Origin of the sequence: Brevundimonas sp. (genome assembly GCF_013912005.1) — a bacterium.
In the GTDB taxonomy this organism is placed as follows: domain Bacteria; phylum Pseudomonadota; class Alphaproteobacteria; order Caulobacterales; family Caulobacteraceae; genus Brevundimonas.
Genome location: NZ_JACESB010000002.1, coordinates 1 through 15,338 on the forward strand (window position 1 = coordinate 1; position 15,338 = coordinate 15,338).

13 protein-coding genes and 1 other annotated feature are annotated in these 15,338 nt (G+C 71.2%); of the genes, 5 read left to right on the plus strand and 8 right to left on the minus strand.

The annotated features are described in order from the left end of the window. The 5 genes from H2038_RS01820 to H2038_RS01840 all read left to right on the plus strand — a co-directional run. A partial coding sequence (locus H2038_RS01820) for a terminase family protein (protein WP_292108751.1) occupies positions 1-1,274 on the plus strand: 1,274 nt, incomplete at its 5' end. A gap of 9 nt (positions 1,275-1,283) precedes the next feature. After that, a complete protein-coding gene (locus tag H2038_RS01825) occupies positions 1,284-2,471 on the plus strand; it encodes an NAD(P)/FAD-dependent oxidoreductase (RefSeq protein WP_292108752.1) in 1,188 nt (395 codons plus the stop codon). Between the two features lie 112 nt (positions 2,472-2,583). Next, positions 2,584-3,306: a tRNA (guanosine(37)-N1)-methyltransferase TrmD gene (gene trmD, locus H2038_RS01830; protein ID WP_292108753.1), complete on the plus strand. Its 723-nt coding sequence runs from the start codon at positions 2,584-2,586 to the stop codon at positions 3,304-3,306. 2 nt (positions 3,307-3,308) lie between these two features. Then, positions 3,309-3,746 (plus strand): 50S ribosomal protein L19, encoded by a 438-nt coding sequence (gene rplS / locus H2038_RS01835; protein ID WP_292108754.1) that lies wholly within the window; start codon positions 3,309-3,311, stop codon positions 3,744-3,746. Positions 3,747-4,091: 345 nt separating this feature from the next. Next, the gene (locus tag H2038_RS01840) at positions 4,092-7,229 is read left to right on the plus strand and encodes a hypothetical protein (RefSeq protein ID WP_292108755.1); all 3,138 of its coding nucleotides are present in this window, start codon (positions 4,092-4,094) and stop codon (positions 7,227-7,229) included. 91 nt (positions 7,230-7,320) lie between these two features. Here the strand turns inward: H2038_RS01840 and H2038_RS01845 are convergent, their stop codons facing one another. The 8 genes from H2038_RS01845 to H2038_RS01880 form a co-directional block, all read right to left on the minus strand. Then, positions 7,321-7,806: a PA2169 family four-helix-bundle protein gene (locus tag H2038_RS01845; protein ID WP_292108756.1), complete on the minus strand. Its 486-nt coding sequence runs from the start codon at positions 7,804-7,806 to the stop codon at positions 7,321-7,323. Positions 7,807-7,892: 86 nt separating this feature from the next. After that, on the minus strand, positions 7,893-8,405 hold the full coding sequence (locus tag H2038_RS01850; RefSeq protein ID WP_292108757.1) for a hypothetical protein: 513 nt from the start codon (positions 8,403-8,405) through the stop codon (positions 7,893-7,895). An 11-nt stretch (positions 8,406-8,416) separates the two neighbouring features. Next, positions 8,417-9,217: a tryptophan 2,3-dioxygenase gene (locus H2038_RS01855; RefSeq protein WP_292108758.1), complete on the minus strand. Its 801-nt coding sequence runs from the start codon at positions 9,215-9,217 to the stop codon at positions 8,417-8,419. Between the two features lie 31 nt (positions 9,218-9,248). Then, positions 9,249-9,518, minus strand: a complete 270-nt coding sequence (locus H2038_RS01860; protein WP_292108759.1) for a hypothetical protein — start codon at positions 9,516-9,518, stop codon at positions 9,249-9,251. A gap of 38 nt (positions 9,519-9,556) precedes the next feature. Then, entirely contained in the window at positions 9,557-11,041 is a 1,485-nt protein-coding gene (locus H2038_RS01865; RefSeq protein ID WP_292108760.1) for a SulP family inorganic anion transporter, read from the minus strand. Positions 11,042-11,104: 63 nt separating this feature from the next. Continuing rightward, positions 11,105-11,158 (minus strand) — a sequence feature (sul1 is cis-regulatory element that is thought to sense ions involved in sulfur or methionine metabolism; They are found in Alphaproteobacteria). Positions 11,159-11,240: 82 nt separating this feature from the next. After that, positions 11,241-11,603: a YdbL family protein gene (locus H2038_RS01870; protein WP_292108761.1), complete on the minus strand. Its 363-nt coding sequence runs from the start codon at positions 11,601-11,603 to the stop codon at positions 11,241-11,243. Positions 11,604-11,620: 17 nt separating this feature from the next. Then, the gene (locus tag H2038_RS01875; protein WP_292108762.1) at positions 11,621-11,812 is read right to left on the minus strand and encodes a YnbE family lipoprotein; all 192 of its coding nucleotides are present in this window, start codon (positions 11,810-11,812) and stop codon (positions 11,621-11,623) included. A 78-nt stretch (positions 11,813-11,890) separates the two neighbouring features. After that, on the minus strand, positions 11,891-15,058 hold the full coding sequence (locus H2038_RS01880; protein ID WP_292108763.1) for a YdbH domain-containing protein: 3,168 nt from the start codon (positions 15,056-15,058) through the stop codon (positions 11,891-11,893). Positions 15,059-15,338: the final 280 nt, after the last annotated feature.

A 15,338-nucleotide genomic window follows, 5' to 3' on the forward strand; every position in this document is an offset into this window, starting at 1 on the left:
GACCGACCCTGCACGACGTGCGCGAGGTGATGATCGACGGGGCGTCGGGGCTGAGGTCGCTGCCGCGCTGGGGGACGGGGGCGCGGCCGGTGTTCGAGTCGAGCCGGCGGCGGCTGGTGTTTCCCAACGGGGCGATGGCTTACGCCTTTTCGGCGGAGGATCCGGACAGCCTGCGCGGGCCGCAGTTCTCGGCGGCCTGGGCGGACGAGTTCTGCGTCTGGCGGAATGGAGGGGAGGTTCTCGCGTTGCTGAGGATGGGTCTGCGCTTGCCTCTTTCCGGGGCCGCGGTCGTCGGCCCTTCGGGACCTCCCGACCCTGAGCCTGTCCTCGGGCCGACCAAAGGTCGGACCCGGGGGCGGCCTGGCGCTTCGCGCACGTCAAACCCCGCGGGCGAAGCGCTGGACGGCGCTCAGGCAGCGAGCGCCCGCGGCGCGAGCGGTAGCGCCCCCAGATTATGCGTGACGACCACGCCGCGGCCGACGGCGGCGTTGCGGGGGCTGCGGGCGGAGGCGTCGTGCGTGGAGACCCATGCGGGGACGCGGGAGAATGCGGCGCACCTGTCGCCAGGGTTCCTGGCCGGGCTGGAGGCGCTGTACGGCGGCACGCGGCGGGCGGCGCAGGAGCTGGAGGGGCGGGTGGTCGAGCTGGACGGGGCGCTGTTCACCGCGGAGATGCTGGCGGCGGCGCGGCGACCCCACGGCTCAGGTAGCCCGAAGGGCGGCAGCCCCTGGGACAGGGTGGTGGTGGCGGTGGACCCCAGCGTGACGGCGGGCGGGGACGCCTGCGGCATCGTGGCGGCGGGGCGCTGCGGCGACCGGGCGGTGGTGCTGGCCGACCGCTCGGCGCGCGGGCTGTCGCCGGAGGGCTGGGCGCGGCGGGCGCTGCGCACGGCGGAGGAGTTCGGGGCCCGGACCATCGTCGCCGAGGTCAACCAGGGCGGCGACCTGGTGCGGGCGGTGCTGGCGGCGGCGGGGTCGAGGGTGAAGCTGCGGGCGGTGCGGGCGACGCGCGGCAAGCGGGTGCGGGCCGAGCCGGTGGCGGCCCTGTACGAACAGGGGCGGGTGACCCACGCGGGGACGTTCGGTCCGCTGGAGGAGGAGCTGATGGCCATGGGCGGGCCGGACGAGGCGGCGGAGAGCCTCGACCGCGCCGACGCCCTGGTGTGGGCGATCACCGACCTGCTGATCGACCGCGTCAACGCCGGGGCGGGGCCGCAGGCGCGGCTGCTGGACTGGCGCCCGCCGCCCTCGGGCATTTCCGGCCGGGCGTGGTAGAGGGCGGCGATGAAACCGCTCGAGATCGACGTGCTGGTGGTCGGCGCCGGGGCCGCCGGGATGATGTGCGCCGGGGAGGCCGGGCGGCGCGGGCGCTCGGTGCTGGTCGTGGACCATGCGCGGGCGCCGGGGGAGAAGATCCGCATCTCCGGCGGCGGGCGCTGCAACTTCACCAACCTCGGCTGCGGGCCGCACGCCTTCCTCGGCGAGAACCCCCGCTTCGCCACCAGCGCGCTGAAGCGGTTCACCCAGCACGACTTCCTGAAGCGGGTGGAGGCGGCGGGGATCGCCTGGCACGAAAAGACCCTCGGCCAGTTGTTCTGCGACGACTCGGCGAAGCAGATCGTCCGCATGCTGACCGACGGCATGGCGGCGGCCGGGGCGACGCTGCGGACGGGGACCGGGGTCGACCGGGTGGAGCGGCGCGGCGAGGGGTTCGAGGCGGCGCTGTCGGACGGGTCGGTCGTGCGGGCGCGGTCGCTGGTGCTGGCCACCGGCGGCAAGTCGATCCCGAAGATGGGGGCGACGGGCTGGGCGTACGACGCGGCGCGGCGGTTCGGCCTGCGGGTGACGGAGACGCGGCCGGGGCTGGTCCCGCTGACCTTCGAGGCGGGGCTGCTGGAGACGCTGGCGCCGCTGGCCGGGCTGTCGGTGGAGGCGGTGGTGCGGCACGGCCGGACGAGCTTCGCCGAGGGCCTGCTGTTCACCCACCGGGGCCTGTCGGGGCCGTCGATCCTGCAGATCAGCTCGTACTGGCGCGAGGGCGAGGCGATCACTGTCGCCCTGGCCCCCGGCGTGGACGTGCTCGCGGCGCTGAAGGCGGCCAAGGCGGCGAACGGCAAGCAGGCCGTGCACACGGCGCTGGGCCACATCACCCCGCGGCGGCTGGCCGAGAGCCTGTGCGCGCGCGAGGGGGTGCACGGCAGGCTGGCCGAGGTCGGCGACGCGGCCCTGCGCCGGCTGGACGAGGCGGTGAACCGCTGGACGGTGAAGCCGGTGGGCAGCGAGGGCTACCGCACCGCCGAGGTGACCTTGGGCGGCGTCGCCACCGACCAGCTGGACCAGCAGACGATGCAGGCGAAGTCGGTCCCGGGCCTTTACGTGATCGGCGAGGCCGTCGACGTCACCGGCTGGCTGGGCGGCTACAACTTCCAGTGGGCGTGGTCGTCGGGCTGGGCGGCGGGGCAGGTTTGCTAGGTTCCAGGTTCTAGGTTCTAGGTTCTAGGGTCCAGGTGCTAGGGAAGCCGCCCCGATGTCGCCTCCTGTCCCTTCCTTGTCCCTAGAACCTAACCCCTAGAACCTAACCCCTATGTTCACCGCCACCGTCCTGACCATGTTTCCGGAAGCGTTTCCGGGGCCGCTCGGCGTGTCGCTGATCGGCACGGCGTGGCGCGAGAAGGGGCTGTGGAGCCTCGAAACCCTTGACATCCGGGCCTTCTCCGACGATAGGCGCGGCTTCCTGGACGACACCCCTGCGGGCGGCGGACCGGGAGCGGTGTTGAAGGCGGACGTGGTGGCCCGGGCGGTGGACAGCCTTTCCGGACCGCGGCGGCCGCTTTTGTACATGAGCGCCCGGGGCCGGCCCCTGACCCAGGCGCGGGTGAAGGAATGGGCGCAGGCCGACGGCATCGTCGTGCTGTGCGGCCGTTTCGAGGGGGTGGACCAGCGGGTGCTCGACAGCCGCGGGTTCGAGGAGGTCTCGGTCGGAGACGCGGTTCTCGCCGGCGGCGAGGCGGCGGCGATGGTCGCGATCGAGGCGTGCGTAAGACTGATCCCCGGAGTGCTGGGCCAGGCCGAAAGCCTGGGTTCGGAGAGCTTCGAGGACGGGCTCCTGGAATATCCGCAGTACACGCGACCGCGGAGCTTCGAGGGGCTCGGGATTCCCGAGGTGCTGCTGTCCGGCGATCACAGGAAGATCGCGGAATGGCGCCAGGCGCAGCGGGAAGAGACCACGCGGGAGCGACGGCCGGACCTCTGGGCGGCGCATCTCGCCAACTTACAGGCAAGGGGCGAAAAAGCCCGAGGAGAATAGAGATGAACATCGTCCAGCAGCTCGCTGCCGAAGAAAAGGCCCGCCTCGTCGAGAAGCGCGCCATCCCCGACTTCCAGCCGGGCGACACCCTGCGCGTCAACGTGCGCATCAAGGAAGGCGAGCGCGAACGCGTCCAGGCCTTCGAGGGCGTGTGCATCGCCCGCGCCGGCGGCGGCGTGAACGAGAACTTCACCGTCCGCAAGATCTCGTTCGGCGAGGGCGTCGAGCGCGTCTTCCCGATCCTGTCGCCGAACATCGAATCCATCGAGGTCAAGCGCCGCGGCGTCGTCCGCCGCGCCAAGCTGTATTACCTGCGCGACCGCCGCGGCAAGTCGGCCCGCATCGCCGAACGCCAGACCCAGCGCGCGGTCAAGGGCGAGGTCGCCGTGCCGGAGACCGGCGCCGCCGAGACGCCGGCCGCGGAGAACACCGAAGGCTGATCCGGCTTTCGGATGTGAGATGAACAAGGCCCCGGCGGGAGACCGCCGGGGCCTTTTCTGTGGGGAAGGTCCGGGAAGCGCCAGAAGCGGACATTGGCTTCGGCCCCGTAAGCAGTCGTCCCGTTGGCTCATTCGGCACCCCGGCCTCACATCACCGCCCGTAGATCGGATGCGGCGACGCTGTCGGCAGCCCTCTGTTTGCCCACGAAGGGAACTTTCTGTCGGAGGTTGCTCACCGTGCGAATATGAGCTCCTGCCGAATCGTTCCACTTTTGTCCCATGACACTAGGCTTCGATCCTGACGCGGCTGACCACGTCACCCCCGGCATGAGGCCGTCCGAATACATGCGGATTGCGCGCCCCGAGCTGTTCTCTGACTCGGGGGGACGCTCAGCCTATCGCCTAGATCGCGCCGTATTCGACCATCACCTCGAGACCCTTACCTCACGCAATCAGCATCAGGCTTTTGAGCTCTTCTGCCGCGACCTCTGCGGCCGTCTAATCTGCCCTAACCTGAAGCCGGCGACCGGCCCAGAAGGTGGCGGGGACAGCAAGGCGGATACCGAGACGATCTCGGTCGCCGAGGAGATCAAGGTTCTTCACTATATCGGCCAGCCGGCGGCCGGTCAGGAGCGCTGGGCCTTCGCCTTCAGCGCCAAGGAAGATTGGGCGAGCAAGGTCCGCAGCGATGTAGCAGGCCTCGCGGCTACGGGCCGTCCTTACACGAAGGTGATCTTTGTCACGTCGCGCTTCGCCCCGGCCAAAACGCGGGCCAAGATCGAGGACGAGTTGACTAGGGCAAACGCCTTTACGGTGGAGATACACGACCGAACATGGCTCCTGAAAGCCGTTATAGACGACCGGAACATCGACCTAGCGATCGACCGACTTGGTGTCGGAGAACGCATTGGGGACGCTACGCTTGGGCCCGAAGACTACCGCCGGTCGCAGCGGCTGGAGGCGCTCGAACGCCAGCTTCAGGACCCAACGGCCTACGACCAACGCGAAATGGAGCGCGTCAACGACGCCCTCGCCGCCGCGATTATCTCGCGCAATCTCGAGCGGTCACGCTTTGAGACCGATGGCAGGTTTGACCGCGCTATTCGGTTGGCAGATCGTTTCGGATCGCGGCGTCAGCGCGTAGAGACCAGGTATGAGCAGCTTTGGGCCGCCTTCTTTTGGTTCGACGACATTGATCGCCTGAACGAGGGCTTCGACGCGGTCGCGTCAATCGCTTACGAATCCGACGACGCTGAAACGATCGAGCTCATCAGCAATCTCGTCCAAAACCTCGCGAACGCCGCAGGTCTAGGTCACGCGCCGGCGGAACGCCTCAAGCTCGAGGAGCGTCGCGACGCCTTGGTGGCGGCGCTGGAAGTCCTCGCCGCCGATCCCGAACGCCCGAACAATGCGCTCGAGGCCCGCACGTCACTGCTCTTCACGGCGGCGACCCGGGCGATGATGGCGCGCGACAAAGGCGCCCTGAAGGCCCTCTGGCCCCAGTTCTCGGAGGTGATCACGAGGGCTGAGGGCCTCTCGGAGTATCGCGCAGAGCGTCTCGAGACGATCGTCGAACTCTTCGGGCGCGCGGCTGGCAGTGACGAGACTTACAACCGCCTCGTGGAAGACATGGCCGCCTTTATCTCGAAGCGGACCGGGGACGCTCGAGGCGGCTTGGTTCTGCTCAAACGTGCACATCAACTCGACATCGAGGAAGACCGGCTCGACGTCATCCGGCTGCTGGGCCGCGCCACTAGGCAACTGGCTCAACGGAGTCATGTCGAAAGCTTCATTGAGGCAGCCTATTCGCTCGCGGTGGCCTACCGCGGGGCAGGCATGCTGTGGGCAGCGCGGGCTGCCGCCATGTTTTCGGTTGCGACCGTCTTCGCCGAGACCGAGCGTGAGTCGGACGCACCGGTCTCGATTGTCCCCACCCTGATGCTCCTGGGTTGGATCGACGCCGAACTCAGACTGCTCCCTGAGTTTCTCGACGTGGTCAGGCTAATCAGAGGATGCCGCGCCATGCTCCCCCTAGATGAGCCCTCCCAGGCGAGGGTCGACGAGCGTCTGACGGAGTTCGACGCTCTTCTGGCAACCTCGCTCTTGCGCACGAGCCTGGAGGAACGGCGCGCGCTCGCGGGACTGCCGGATGTTCTGGGTGCGTTGGACCTGCATGCGAGTCAGGCCGCATTGCTCTATGCCCTCGGCCACCAGGATGTCCTCGACGGCGACAGCGCGGACGGCGAAGCAGTCGTCTGGGGAGATGTTTTCAGCAAGTGGGCCGCCGAGCTTCCCGAAGACATCGCCGAGCGCCCTCTGCTCCTGAATGGCGAGAATCCGCAGACGCAGGTCACGAGAGTGGCGGGAATGGAAGTGCGCGTCACGACCTCAGGCTCATCGACGGCGATCGTCGCGGGTCAGGCGCTGCTGACTGTCATCGATGCGGTCTTCTCGACCATGCTGGAGGCCGGCGTGGCCGCCCACGTCGAGCGGTTCGACGTTCAGGTCATCGAGAATGCGACTCTCGCCACGCCGGCCTTTGATTTCGACGAGCTGTCGATGACAGCGCGGTTGAACTGGCCGGCGGGAGAAACGCCCACCTCATCGAAGCTCGACGGCGCCGCCCAGGACGCGTTCACGGACCTGACAGTCCACATCGTGCTGGCCGCCTGCATTGTCAGAGACCCGATGGGTCTGTTTCAGACGCTCTACGAAAAGGAGGCGCTCGGTGAGCGGATTCACGCGGCGATTGGCAGCGTCAACAGCCGGAGCAGGGCGTTCAGCAGCCCCCTGTCACGGATCGAGTCGTGGTCCGAACTGAGCGGTGCGGAATACCCGCTCCGGCCAAACGCCCCGATCTTCGCTGCCGCCCGATCGTCACGTCCCGCAACGACCGTCGAGCATAAACTCGATCGCGAGAGCTGGAAGCGTGACCATCGAAAGGTCGCCGCAAAATCGATCATCAACTATCGGCTCTGGGAACGGGCCGGCTGGCTCGGCCTCATGCTCGCCGTCTATCCCGACGGCGTGCCGCCGCTGATCGGACTGTATTTCACCAACGCGGAGTTGGGCCAAAAGATTTTCGCTGACTGGCGCGAGCGGTTCGGTGAAAGGGATGAGCAAGGCGCGATCCACCTTGCCATCATCAGAGATTTGCCTGGCCATCCATCGTCGCACTATGGGGCCCTGCTACAGCCCGGACTGGATGTGAACGATGAATCCGTGACGGTGATGGTGTCCAGTCGCTTGAAGATTCTCGAACCGGAGACGGACATCAACCTTCGGAGATTCCTGGAGGCCTACGATCGGGAGAAAGCCTACTGGGTGGCTCCGGCGGTCGTTGCGCCCGACGGTTCCCCCCGCATTTCACGCGAACTCGCCATTCTGAAGCATGGGCTTCCGGTTAAGCGCTTCGATGACATCGCGGATGACGATGTGGAAGTGATCGTGCGGACCCTGTTGCGGCCCACCGAAGCCGCGTGAACCCGCATCATCGCGTGTCAGTCGGCCCGTTAACTCGCATCGTCTGTACAGCGGACGTCGCAAACGGGTCCTCTGAGTCAGAACCCGCCCCCTACCGCGGATACAGCCCGCTGCCGGCGTCCCTCTGCCCCTGCAGGCGGTGCTTGAGGTCGCGCATCTGGTCGTGGCCGTCGCGGATGCGGTCCCAGGCGCGGCGGAGGGTTTCGCGGGTGGTGGCGGAGATGGCGGGGTCGTCGACGGCCTTTTCGAAGCGGGCCTTGACCTGGTCCTCGGCGGCCTCGACCGCCTCGACGACGGAGAGCTCGTCGCGCAGCAGGGCGTGCTTGACGTCGGCGAAGGCGCGCTGGGCCTTGGCGAGGATGGAGCCGTCGGCGTGGGGCTCGCCGCCCAGCTGGCGGACGGCGGCGGCCAGCTCGTCGGCGAGGGCGCGGCGCTCGTCGGCGCGGCGTTCGAACAGCGCGCGGTGGCCGGGGTCGGCCGTGCCCCCGGCCGCGTCGCGGTAGCCGTCGGCGCTGTCGAGCGTCGCCCCGATCAGGCCGTTGAGGACATGGACGTCGTGACGGTTGGCGTTGGACATGGGGAGCCTCGGGGGCGGGTCTCGGAACGGGTCGCCAAGGCAACGCCGGGTCGCGCCCGGAGGTTGCGCCCGGGGCGCGCCGGCGCTCAGCCCCCGGCCAGGGCCCGGCAGCGGACCACGAAGCCGTCCGGGGCCATGCCGTCGGCCGGCCGCAGCGGGCCGACCGACCGGGCGCCGTAGACCGCCGAGACCGGCCGGCCGTCGCCGATGCGGCGCAGCAGGTCGAGGTCGATGGCGCCGGAGGCGACCACGCCGGGCGAGGGGTCGGACAGGTCGGCGACGAGGGCGAAGGCCTCGTTCCCGGCGCCGATGGTCAGGCGGTCCTCGCTGCCGATCTTCTCGAACTCCGCCACGCTGGCGCGCAGGGCCGGGCGGGCGCCGCCGAGGCAGTCGAGCAGCAGGCGGGGCTTGCCGGACTCGTCGACGAAGGCGAGGCGCTCGGCGCCGGCGGGCGCGGCGGGAGCCTTCGGGGCGGCGGGCGGCTCCGGGGCGGCCGGGACCGCGGGCGGCGGCGGGCTGTCCGGCGCGGCGGGCGGAGGTTCGCGGCCGCAGGCGGCGAGGGCGAGGAGCAGGGCGGCGGCGACGGCGGGGCGGCGCATGGGGCGTCTCCTCAGAGCTTGCTGCGCAGGGACCAGAGTTCGGGGAAGCAGCGGCGCTGCAGGGTCTCGGCCAGATAGGCCACCCCCGCGGTGCCGCCGGTGCCGGGGCGGCGGCCGATGATGCGCTCGACGGTGACCACATGCTTGTGCCGCCAGGTGAGCAGGGCGTCGTCCAGATCGACCAGCTTCTCGGCCAGCTGGTAGAGCGGCCACCAGCGGGCGGTGTCGCGATAGACCTCCAGCCAGGCCGCCTCGACGGCCTCGGAGGGTTCGTACGGCTGGCGGACGTCGCGGTTCAGCACCGCGGCCGGCACCGGCAGGCCGGCGGCGGCGAGCTGGGACAGGGCGTCGTCGTAGAGGCTGGGGGCGGCCAGCGCCGCCTCGAGGGCGGCGTGGGCGTGGGGGCGGTGTTCGTGGAAGCGCAGGAAACGCGCGTCCTTGAGGCCGAGCATGTATTCGAAGCGGCGGAACTGGTCGCTCTGGAAGCCGGAGGAGGTCCCGAGCTCGCGGCGGAAGCGCAGGTAGTCGGCCGGGGTCATGGTGGCGAGGATGTCCCAGCTCAGGGTCATCACCGTCTGGATGCGGCTGATGCGGGCGAGGCTCTTGTAGGCGGGGACCAGGTCGCCGGCGCGGACCATGGACTGGGCCAGGGCCACCTCGTGCAGGATCTGCTTGAGCCACAGCTCCTTGGTCTGGTGGATGATGACGAACAGCATCTCGTCATGCTGGTCGGACAGCGGGTGCTGGGCGGCGAGCAGCTCGTCGAGGGCGAGGTAGCCGGAGTAGGTGATGTCGGCGGGGGCGTCGGTCATGGGCGACCTATCGCCCGGGCGGCGGCCGGGCTCAAGGTTCGTCGGCCCCGTCGCGGCCGGGATCGAAGGTGTTGTCGACCCGGTCGTCCCAGCCCTCGCGGTCGGACTTGAAGGCCAGGGCCATCAGCCCCCAGGCGAGGCCGACCGTGCCGAGGACGCCGAGGGACAGGGCGATCCAGCCGTGGATCGACAGGTCGCCCCCGCCGATGGCGGCCCAGACGGCGGCGAAGCCCCAGGTGGCGACGGCGGCGACCAGCAGGGCGAGGAACAGGTTGAGGGCGAAGCGCAGCAGGGCGGGCATGGCCGCAGACTAGCACCCGAACGCCGCCTGTCGTTCCCTCAGTGCGCCCCGGCGCCGGCCGGCAGGTGCATCTTCCCGAAGCGGCCGACCCGCTCGACCAGGGTGCGGGCGGCGGCGTTCATGCCGGCGACGTGGACCTCGGCCCCCTGGCGGCGATAGCGGAACACCACCTTGTCGACGGCGGCGACGCCGGTGAGGTCCCAGAGATGGGCGTCGGACAGGTCGATCTCGACCCGCGTCGGATGGCCGTGGTGCTCGAAGCTGGCGGCGAACAGGTCGGCCGAGGCGAAGAACAGGTTGCCGCTGACGCGGTAGCGCAGGCGGCCGTCCTCGAGGACGGGGATCTCCTCGACGACGAGGGTCTTGCCGACCTTGCGCATGAAGAAGATCGCCGACAGCACCACGCCAAGGACCACGCCCTTCGAGAGATCGTGGGTGAGGACCACGGTGACGGTGGTGGCGACCATGACGATCGAGGACTGCAGCGGCGTCGAGCGCAGGTTCAGCACCGACTTCCAGTCGAAGGTGCCGATCGAGACCATGATCATCACGGCGACGAGGGCGGCCATCGGAATGCGGGCGACCTGGTCCTGCAGCACGAGGATCAGGAACAGCAGGAACAGGCCGGCCCACAGGGTCGACAGCCGGCCGCGGGCGCCGGAGGTGACGTTGATGATCGACTGGCCGATCATGGCGCAGCCGGCCATGCCGCCGAACAGGCCGGCGGCGATGTTGGCGACGCCCTGGCCGCGGGTCTCGCGGTCCTTGTCGGACGGGGTGTCGGTGATGTCGTCCAGCAGGTTGGCGGTGAGCAGGCTCTCCAGCAGGCCGACGAAGGCGAGGGTGGCCGACACCGGGGCGATGATCGCCAGGGTCTCCCAGGTCAGGGGCACCATGGGGAGGTGGAACATCGGAAGGGTCGAGGGCATCTCGCCCATGTCGCCGACGGTGCGCACGTCCACGCCGCTCCAGACCACGAAGCCGCTGAGCAGGACGATGGCGACGAGCGGCGAGGGCACGGCGCGGGTGATCCGCGGCAGGCCGTAGATGATCGCCAGGCCGGCGGCGACGAGGGCGAAGGTCTGCCAGTTGGCCCCGATCAGCTCGGGCAGCTGGGCCATGAAGATCAGTACGGCGAGCGAGTTGACGAAGCCGGTCATCACGCTGCGCGAGACGAATTTGATGTAGCGGCCGAGGCGCAGCAGGCCGACGCCGATCTGGATGACGCCGCACAGGATGGAGGCGGCGAACAGGTATTCGAGGCCGTGGTCGCGCACGAGGGTGACCATCACCAGGGCCATGGCCCCGGTGGCGGCGCTGATCATGGCCGGCCGGCCGCCGGTGAAGGCGATGGTCACGGCGATGACGAAGCTGGCGTAGAGGCCGACGGCGGGATCGACGCCGGCGATGATCGAGAAGGCGATGGCCTCGGGGATCAGGGCGAGGGCGACGACCGTGCCGGCCAGCAGGTCCTTGCGAGGATTGGCCAGCCACTGCTGGCGGGCGGAGGCGAAGACGGACATGTGTTGCTCGAACGACGTACGCCGCCGCCGGCGCGAGCCGGGCGTTGCTGTCGGGGCGTGTCAGGTTTCCCGGCGGATCGGCGGCCGGGGTAGCCACCCGGCGGGGCCGGGTCCGTGTGTCGCGCCGCTGATGCATGGGCGCGGCGCGAAAAGCAACAGGTCCGGGTCGCGGGCGCGGCTCAGACCGCGCCCGTGGGCGTCAGCGCTGGACCCACTGGCCCTGGGCGTTGCGGTACCACTGGCCCGAGCTGATGCGCGGCAGGACGATGGTCTCGAAGGCGCGGGCCGCGGCGACGTCGACGGAGACGCCGGTCTCCTGGGCGGCCCGGGCGTAGACCTGGCGGCGACCTTCGTTGACGGCCTGCACGGCCGCGGTCAGCTGCGGATCGGAGCTGCCGGTGCGGAAGGCCAGGTAGCCGGTGGCCAGCTCGCCGACCTCGCCGCGCGCCTTGGCGGCGTCGACCATCGCCTTCTGCTCGGCGGTCTGGGCGAAGGCCGCGCCCGCGGCCACGCCGAGCGCGGCGATCGCCGCCGTCACGACGAAGAGCTTGCGGAAAGTCATGGCGGTAGCCTTTCGCATCAGAACAGGTTCGGGTTTTCGCGCAGGAGCTCCTGGAGCTCCTGGTCGAGGCGGACGCGCACGTCGGCGTCCAGCTTGGCGTAGATCTGGATGGGGTCGACCTGCAGCCGGACGGTCGGCGTGCAGGCCGCGGCGCCGAGGGCCACAAGGCCTGCGAGGGCGACGGTTCTGCGCGTCTTCTGCCGGGTCATGATCGGGGCTCCATGCGGGATCGCCGCCCGTTTAACGCCAGCGAGGGTGAACGGGTTCTGAACGGCCGAGCTGGCATGTCAGGGCGTCTCCGCCGGCTCGCCGTTGCGGGCGCGGTTGTACGCCAGCAGGTCGCTGACCAGCTGGTTGGCGTTGAGGGTGGTGTCGAGGGTCAGGTCGATGCCGGTGCCGGAGGGCAGGGGCAGCTCCCGGTTCAGGAACTCGCGGCTGATGAACTCGGCGATCGACACCCGCAGCTCCCGGCGCTGCGGCGGGTCGTGGCGGCCGCGGATGCGGAACAGCACGCCGAGGCGGCCGGCGTCGAGGCTGTTGACCTCGGCCGAGAGGATGTCGAAGGCGAGGTTCTCCATCGCCTGGTAGGCCAGATCCTGCACCGTGTTGGGCGGCACCGCCTCGCCGCCGCCGCCGGCCTCGAGGCCGCTGAGCGCCTCGCGCTGGATCGACAGGCGGCCGGGCTGGACGGCGTACAGGCTCCCGCCGGCGATGCGCAGGCCAAGGGCCGGATCCCAGGTGAAGGGAAGCCGCCCGGAGACGACCGCGTCGATGCTGACCTTGTCGCCAAAGCCGGCCCCGGCGAGAGCCTGGCCCAGCTGCACGTTCTCGAGCACCAGCACGCCCCCGAAGGCGCGGGTGCGGTCGAGCGGCACCGAGAAGGGCTCGACCCGGAGGACCCCGCCGGCGGCCTCGACCTCGCCGCCCTCCACGGTGACGGCCCCGGCGTCCAGCCCGAAGGTCAGGGCGACGTCGGTCAGCGGGGCGACGGACTCGATGCTGTCGGCGGTGAGGCGCTGCCCCGGCGCGGTGACGAGGGGGGCCAGGCTGGTGAAGTCGAGGGTTCCCCGCAGCCCCTTCACCGGGCCCGCGGGGCTGACGAAGTCGAGGCCGGGGATGGTCAGCCGGCCGCGGCTGGAGCCTTCGGCGCCGTCGCGCCAGTCGACCCGTCCCTCGAAGCTGACCGAGCCGGCCGCCGGGGAGGCGACGAAATCCTCGACCAGCGGGCTGAGATCGGCCGGCTGGAGGCCGTCCTCGGCGAAGACGATCGCCGGCGCGGAGATGTCCAGACCGCCGGCGCCGGCGGCGCCGTCGTGGGCGATCGTCAGGCGGCCGAGCCCGGTCCTCCCGCGGGCGAGATCGAAGGCGCCGTCCCAGCGCTCGTCGGCCAGCCGGACCGCGCCCGCGGCCTGCACGGGGTTGAAGCGGGCGGGGTCGGTCAGGTCGACGACCGTCGCCTCCCGCGCCCGGAGCTCGAGGCCGATCCCGCGGGATCCGCCGGTGGCGGTCAGGGCCCCGCCCGCCTTGCGCACGCCGATGGCGAGGAAGGGGGCGTCGAGATCGACTCCCTGCAGCCGGGCCTCGGACCGCCAGGCGCCGCCGCTGGCGGTGAGCAGGGGACGATCCGACGGGCAGAGGGCGCCGGACAGGTCGGTCACGTCGTTCTCGCCCAGCTCCAGCCGCTCGACCGTGACCGCCGAGCAGCCGGCGGCGGCGTAGGTGAGGCGGCCGTCGGTCGAGGCGAGTTCGCCGCGGGTCTCGAGGCGGACGCCGCGCCCGAGGTCGAAGTCGAGCGCGGCCCGGCCGTCCACGGCGGCGGTGAAGCCGCCGGGGGTCAGACGCCAGCGCGGGATCGAGACGGCGGCCTCCGGCAGGCCGCGGCCGCGCTCCGCCGTCAGGCTCAGGGCGCCGCCCCCGGCCGCGCCGCCCGCGGCCGCGAACAGGGGCGTCGCCGCCGGGGCGAGGGTGAGGACGCCGCCGTTGGCCGGGCGGACCCGGGCGGGCGCGCCGAGCGTCAGCCGGGTGCCGGAGCCGCCGGCCTCAAGGCGGAAGGCGGGGACGGAGACGGAGAAGTCCGCCAGCGCCTGCTTCATCGCCGCGAGGTCTGGCAGGTCGTCGCCGGAGGCCGGACCGAACAGCGGCCAGGCCCCGTGGCCGGCCTGCAGCCGGCCGTCCAGGCGGAGGCGGAGGCCGGCGTCGGCGACGAGGTCGAGGCCGGCCGCGCCGCGCACCTGGCCCAGGACCAGGTCGCCCTGCGACAGGCGGCCGGCGGCGAGCGTCACCGGCCCGCGGGCCTCGACGGCGGATCCCCGCCCGCCGAGCGTGAGGCGGGGGCTGCGCACGGCCAGATCGGCGAGACGGACTCCCGCCAGGGCGCCGGAAGCGGCGGAGGCGGCGGCGGCGCCGTCCATCCGCCAGGCGAGACCGTCGCCGCCGCGCGAGACGGCGACGCGGGCGCCGGTCAGGTCCAGGCGCGGGGCGGTCGCCGCGATCCCGCCGGCCAGCCCGTCGGCGCGCGCCTCGAGACGGCTGTCGCCCTCGATCCGGAAGGCGTCGATCCAGCCGGCGAGCGTCCCGTCGAAGTCGAGGCTGGACGCCAGCTTGCGCGCCGTCGTGTCGCCGACGGCGAAGCGGTCGGCGGTCAGCGCCGCCTGCAGCCGCGCGGCGCCGTCGCTGCGGCGCGAGCCCAGGTCCGGATAGGGAAGGTCTCCGACGAGGCCGAGGCGCAGGGCCTCGCCGGACAGGCCGGGCGCGGCGGCGGCGGCCGCGGCAACTCCCGCCCGCACGGCGACCCGGTCGCCGGAGGTGGTCAGGTCGAGCGTCGCCGACAGGCCGCGGGCGGACAGGTCGCCGCTGCGCAGGTCCGCGGCCGGCATCCGGGCGCTCAGCCGCATCAGCCGGCCGTCGTCGATGCGCGCGTCGCCGTGAATCTCGGTCGGGCCGTAGTCGGTGGCGAGTCGCACCCGGGCGTCCTCGACCAGCACCAGGGGGCCCGGGGCCTCCGGGCGCGGCGGCCGGCGGGTGAAGCGCTCGACCAGCGGGTCCAGCGAGCCGAACGACAGCCGGCCGTCGACGGCGCTGACGCGGACCACCGGCCGGATCAGCCGGATGCGGCGCGGCGTGACGCCGAGGCCCCGGGCCGACCACGGGGCGCCGACCGCGAAATCGACCTCGACCCGCTCGACGGTCACCTCGGGATCGGCGGGGTCGCCGATGCGCAGGCTGGCGACGAGGCTGTCGAGCTCGACCCGCTCGACCTGCATGTCGGCCTCGACGCCCTGCTGTTCCAGCCAGCCGACCAGCAGCTGGCGGGTCGCGGCGCGTCGGTTCAGGTAGAGGGCGGCCAGCAGCACCGCGGCCGCGAGGACGATCACGCCCGCCACGAGCAGGAGACGGCGGAGCGCCGGCGGGAAACCGGACGGCCGGGCCGGGGCGGGGGACGCCGGTGCGTTCATGCCGGCTCCTTAGCGGGCGGACCGTGGCCGAGGGAAGCGGCTCGTGCGGACGCCGGGATGCGGCAGACTATAGGCGCGTGTCGATCGGGTCACAGTATAGTGGCGCATAAGTCACTTAGAGTGCAGGGAGGGCGGCGGGCGATCGTGGACCGGAAACCGCGGCCAATCGACGGCGGAACGGTGGCGATTACATCGCCGAATGCTTGAGACACATCTGAAGGTCCGGATACGGTTTACGTACGGTTACGGCTGCGGTTAACCCGCTGTAACGATCTGGCTT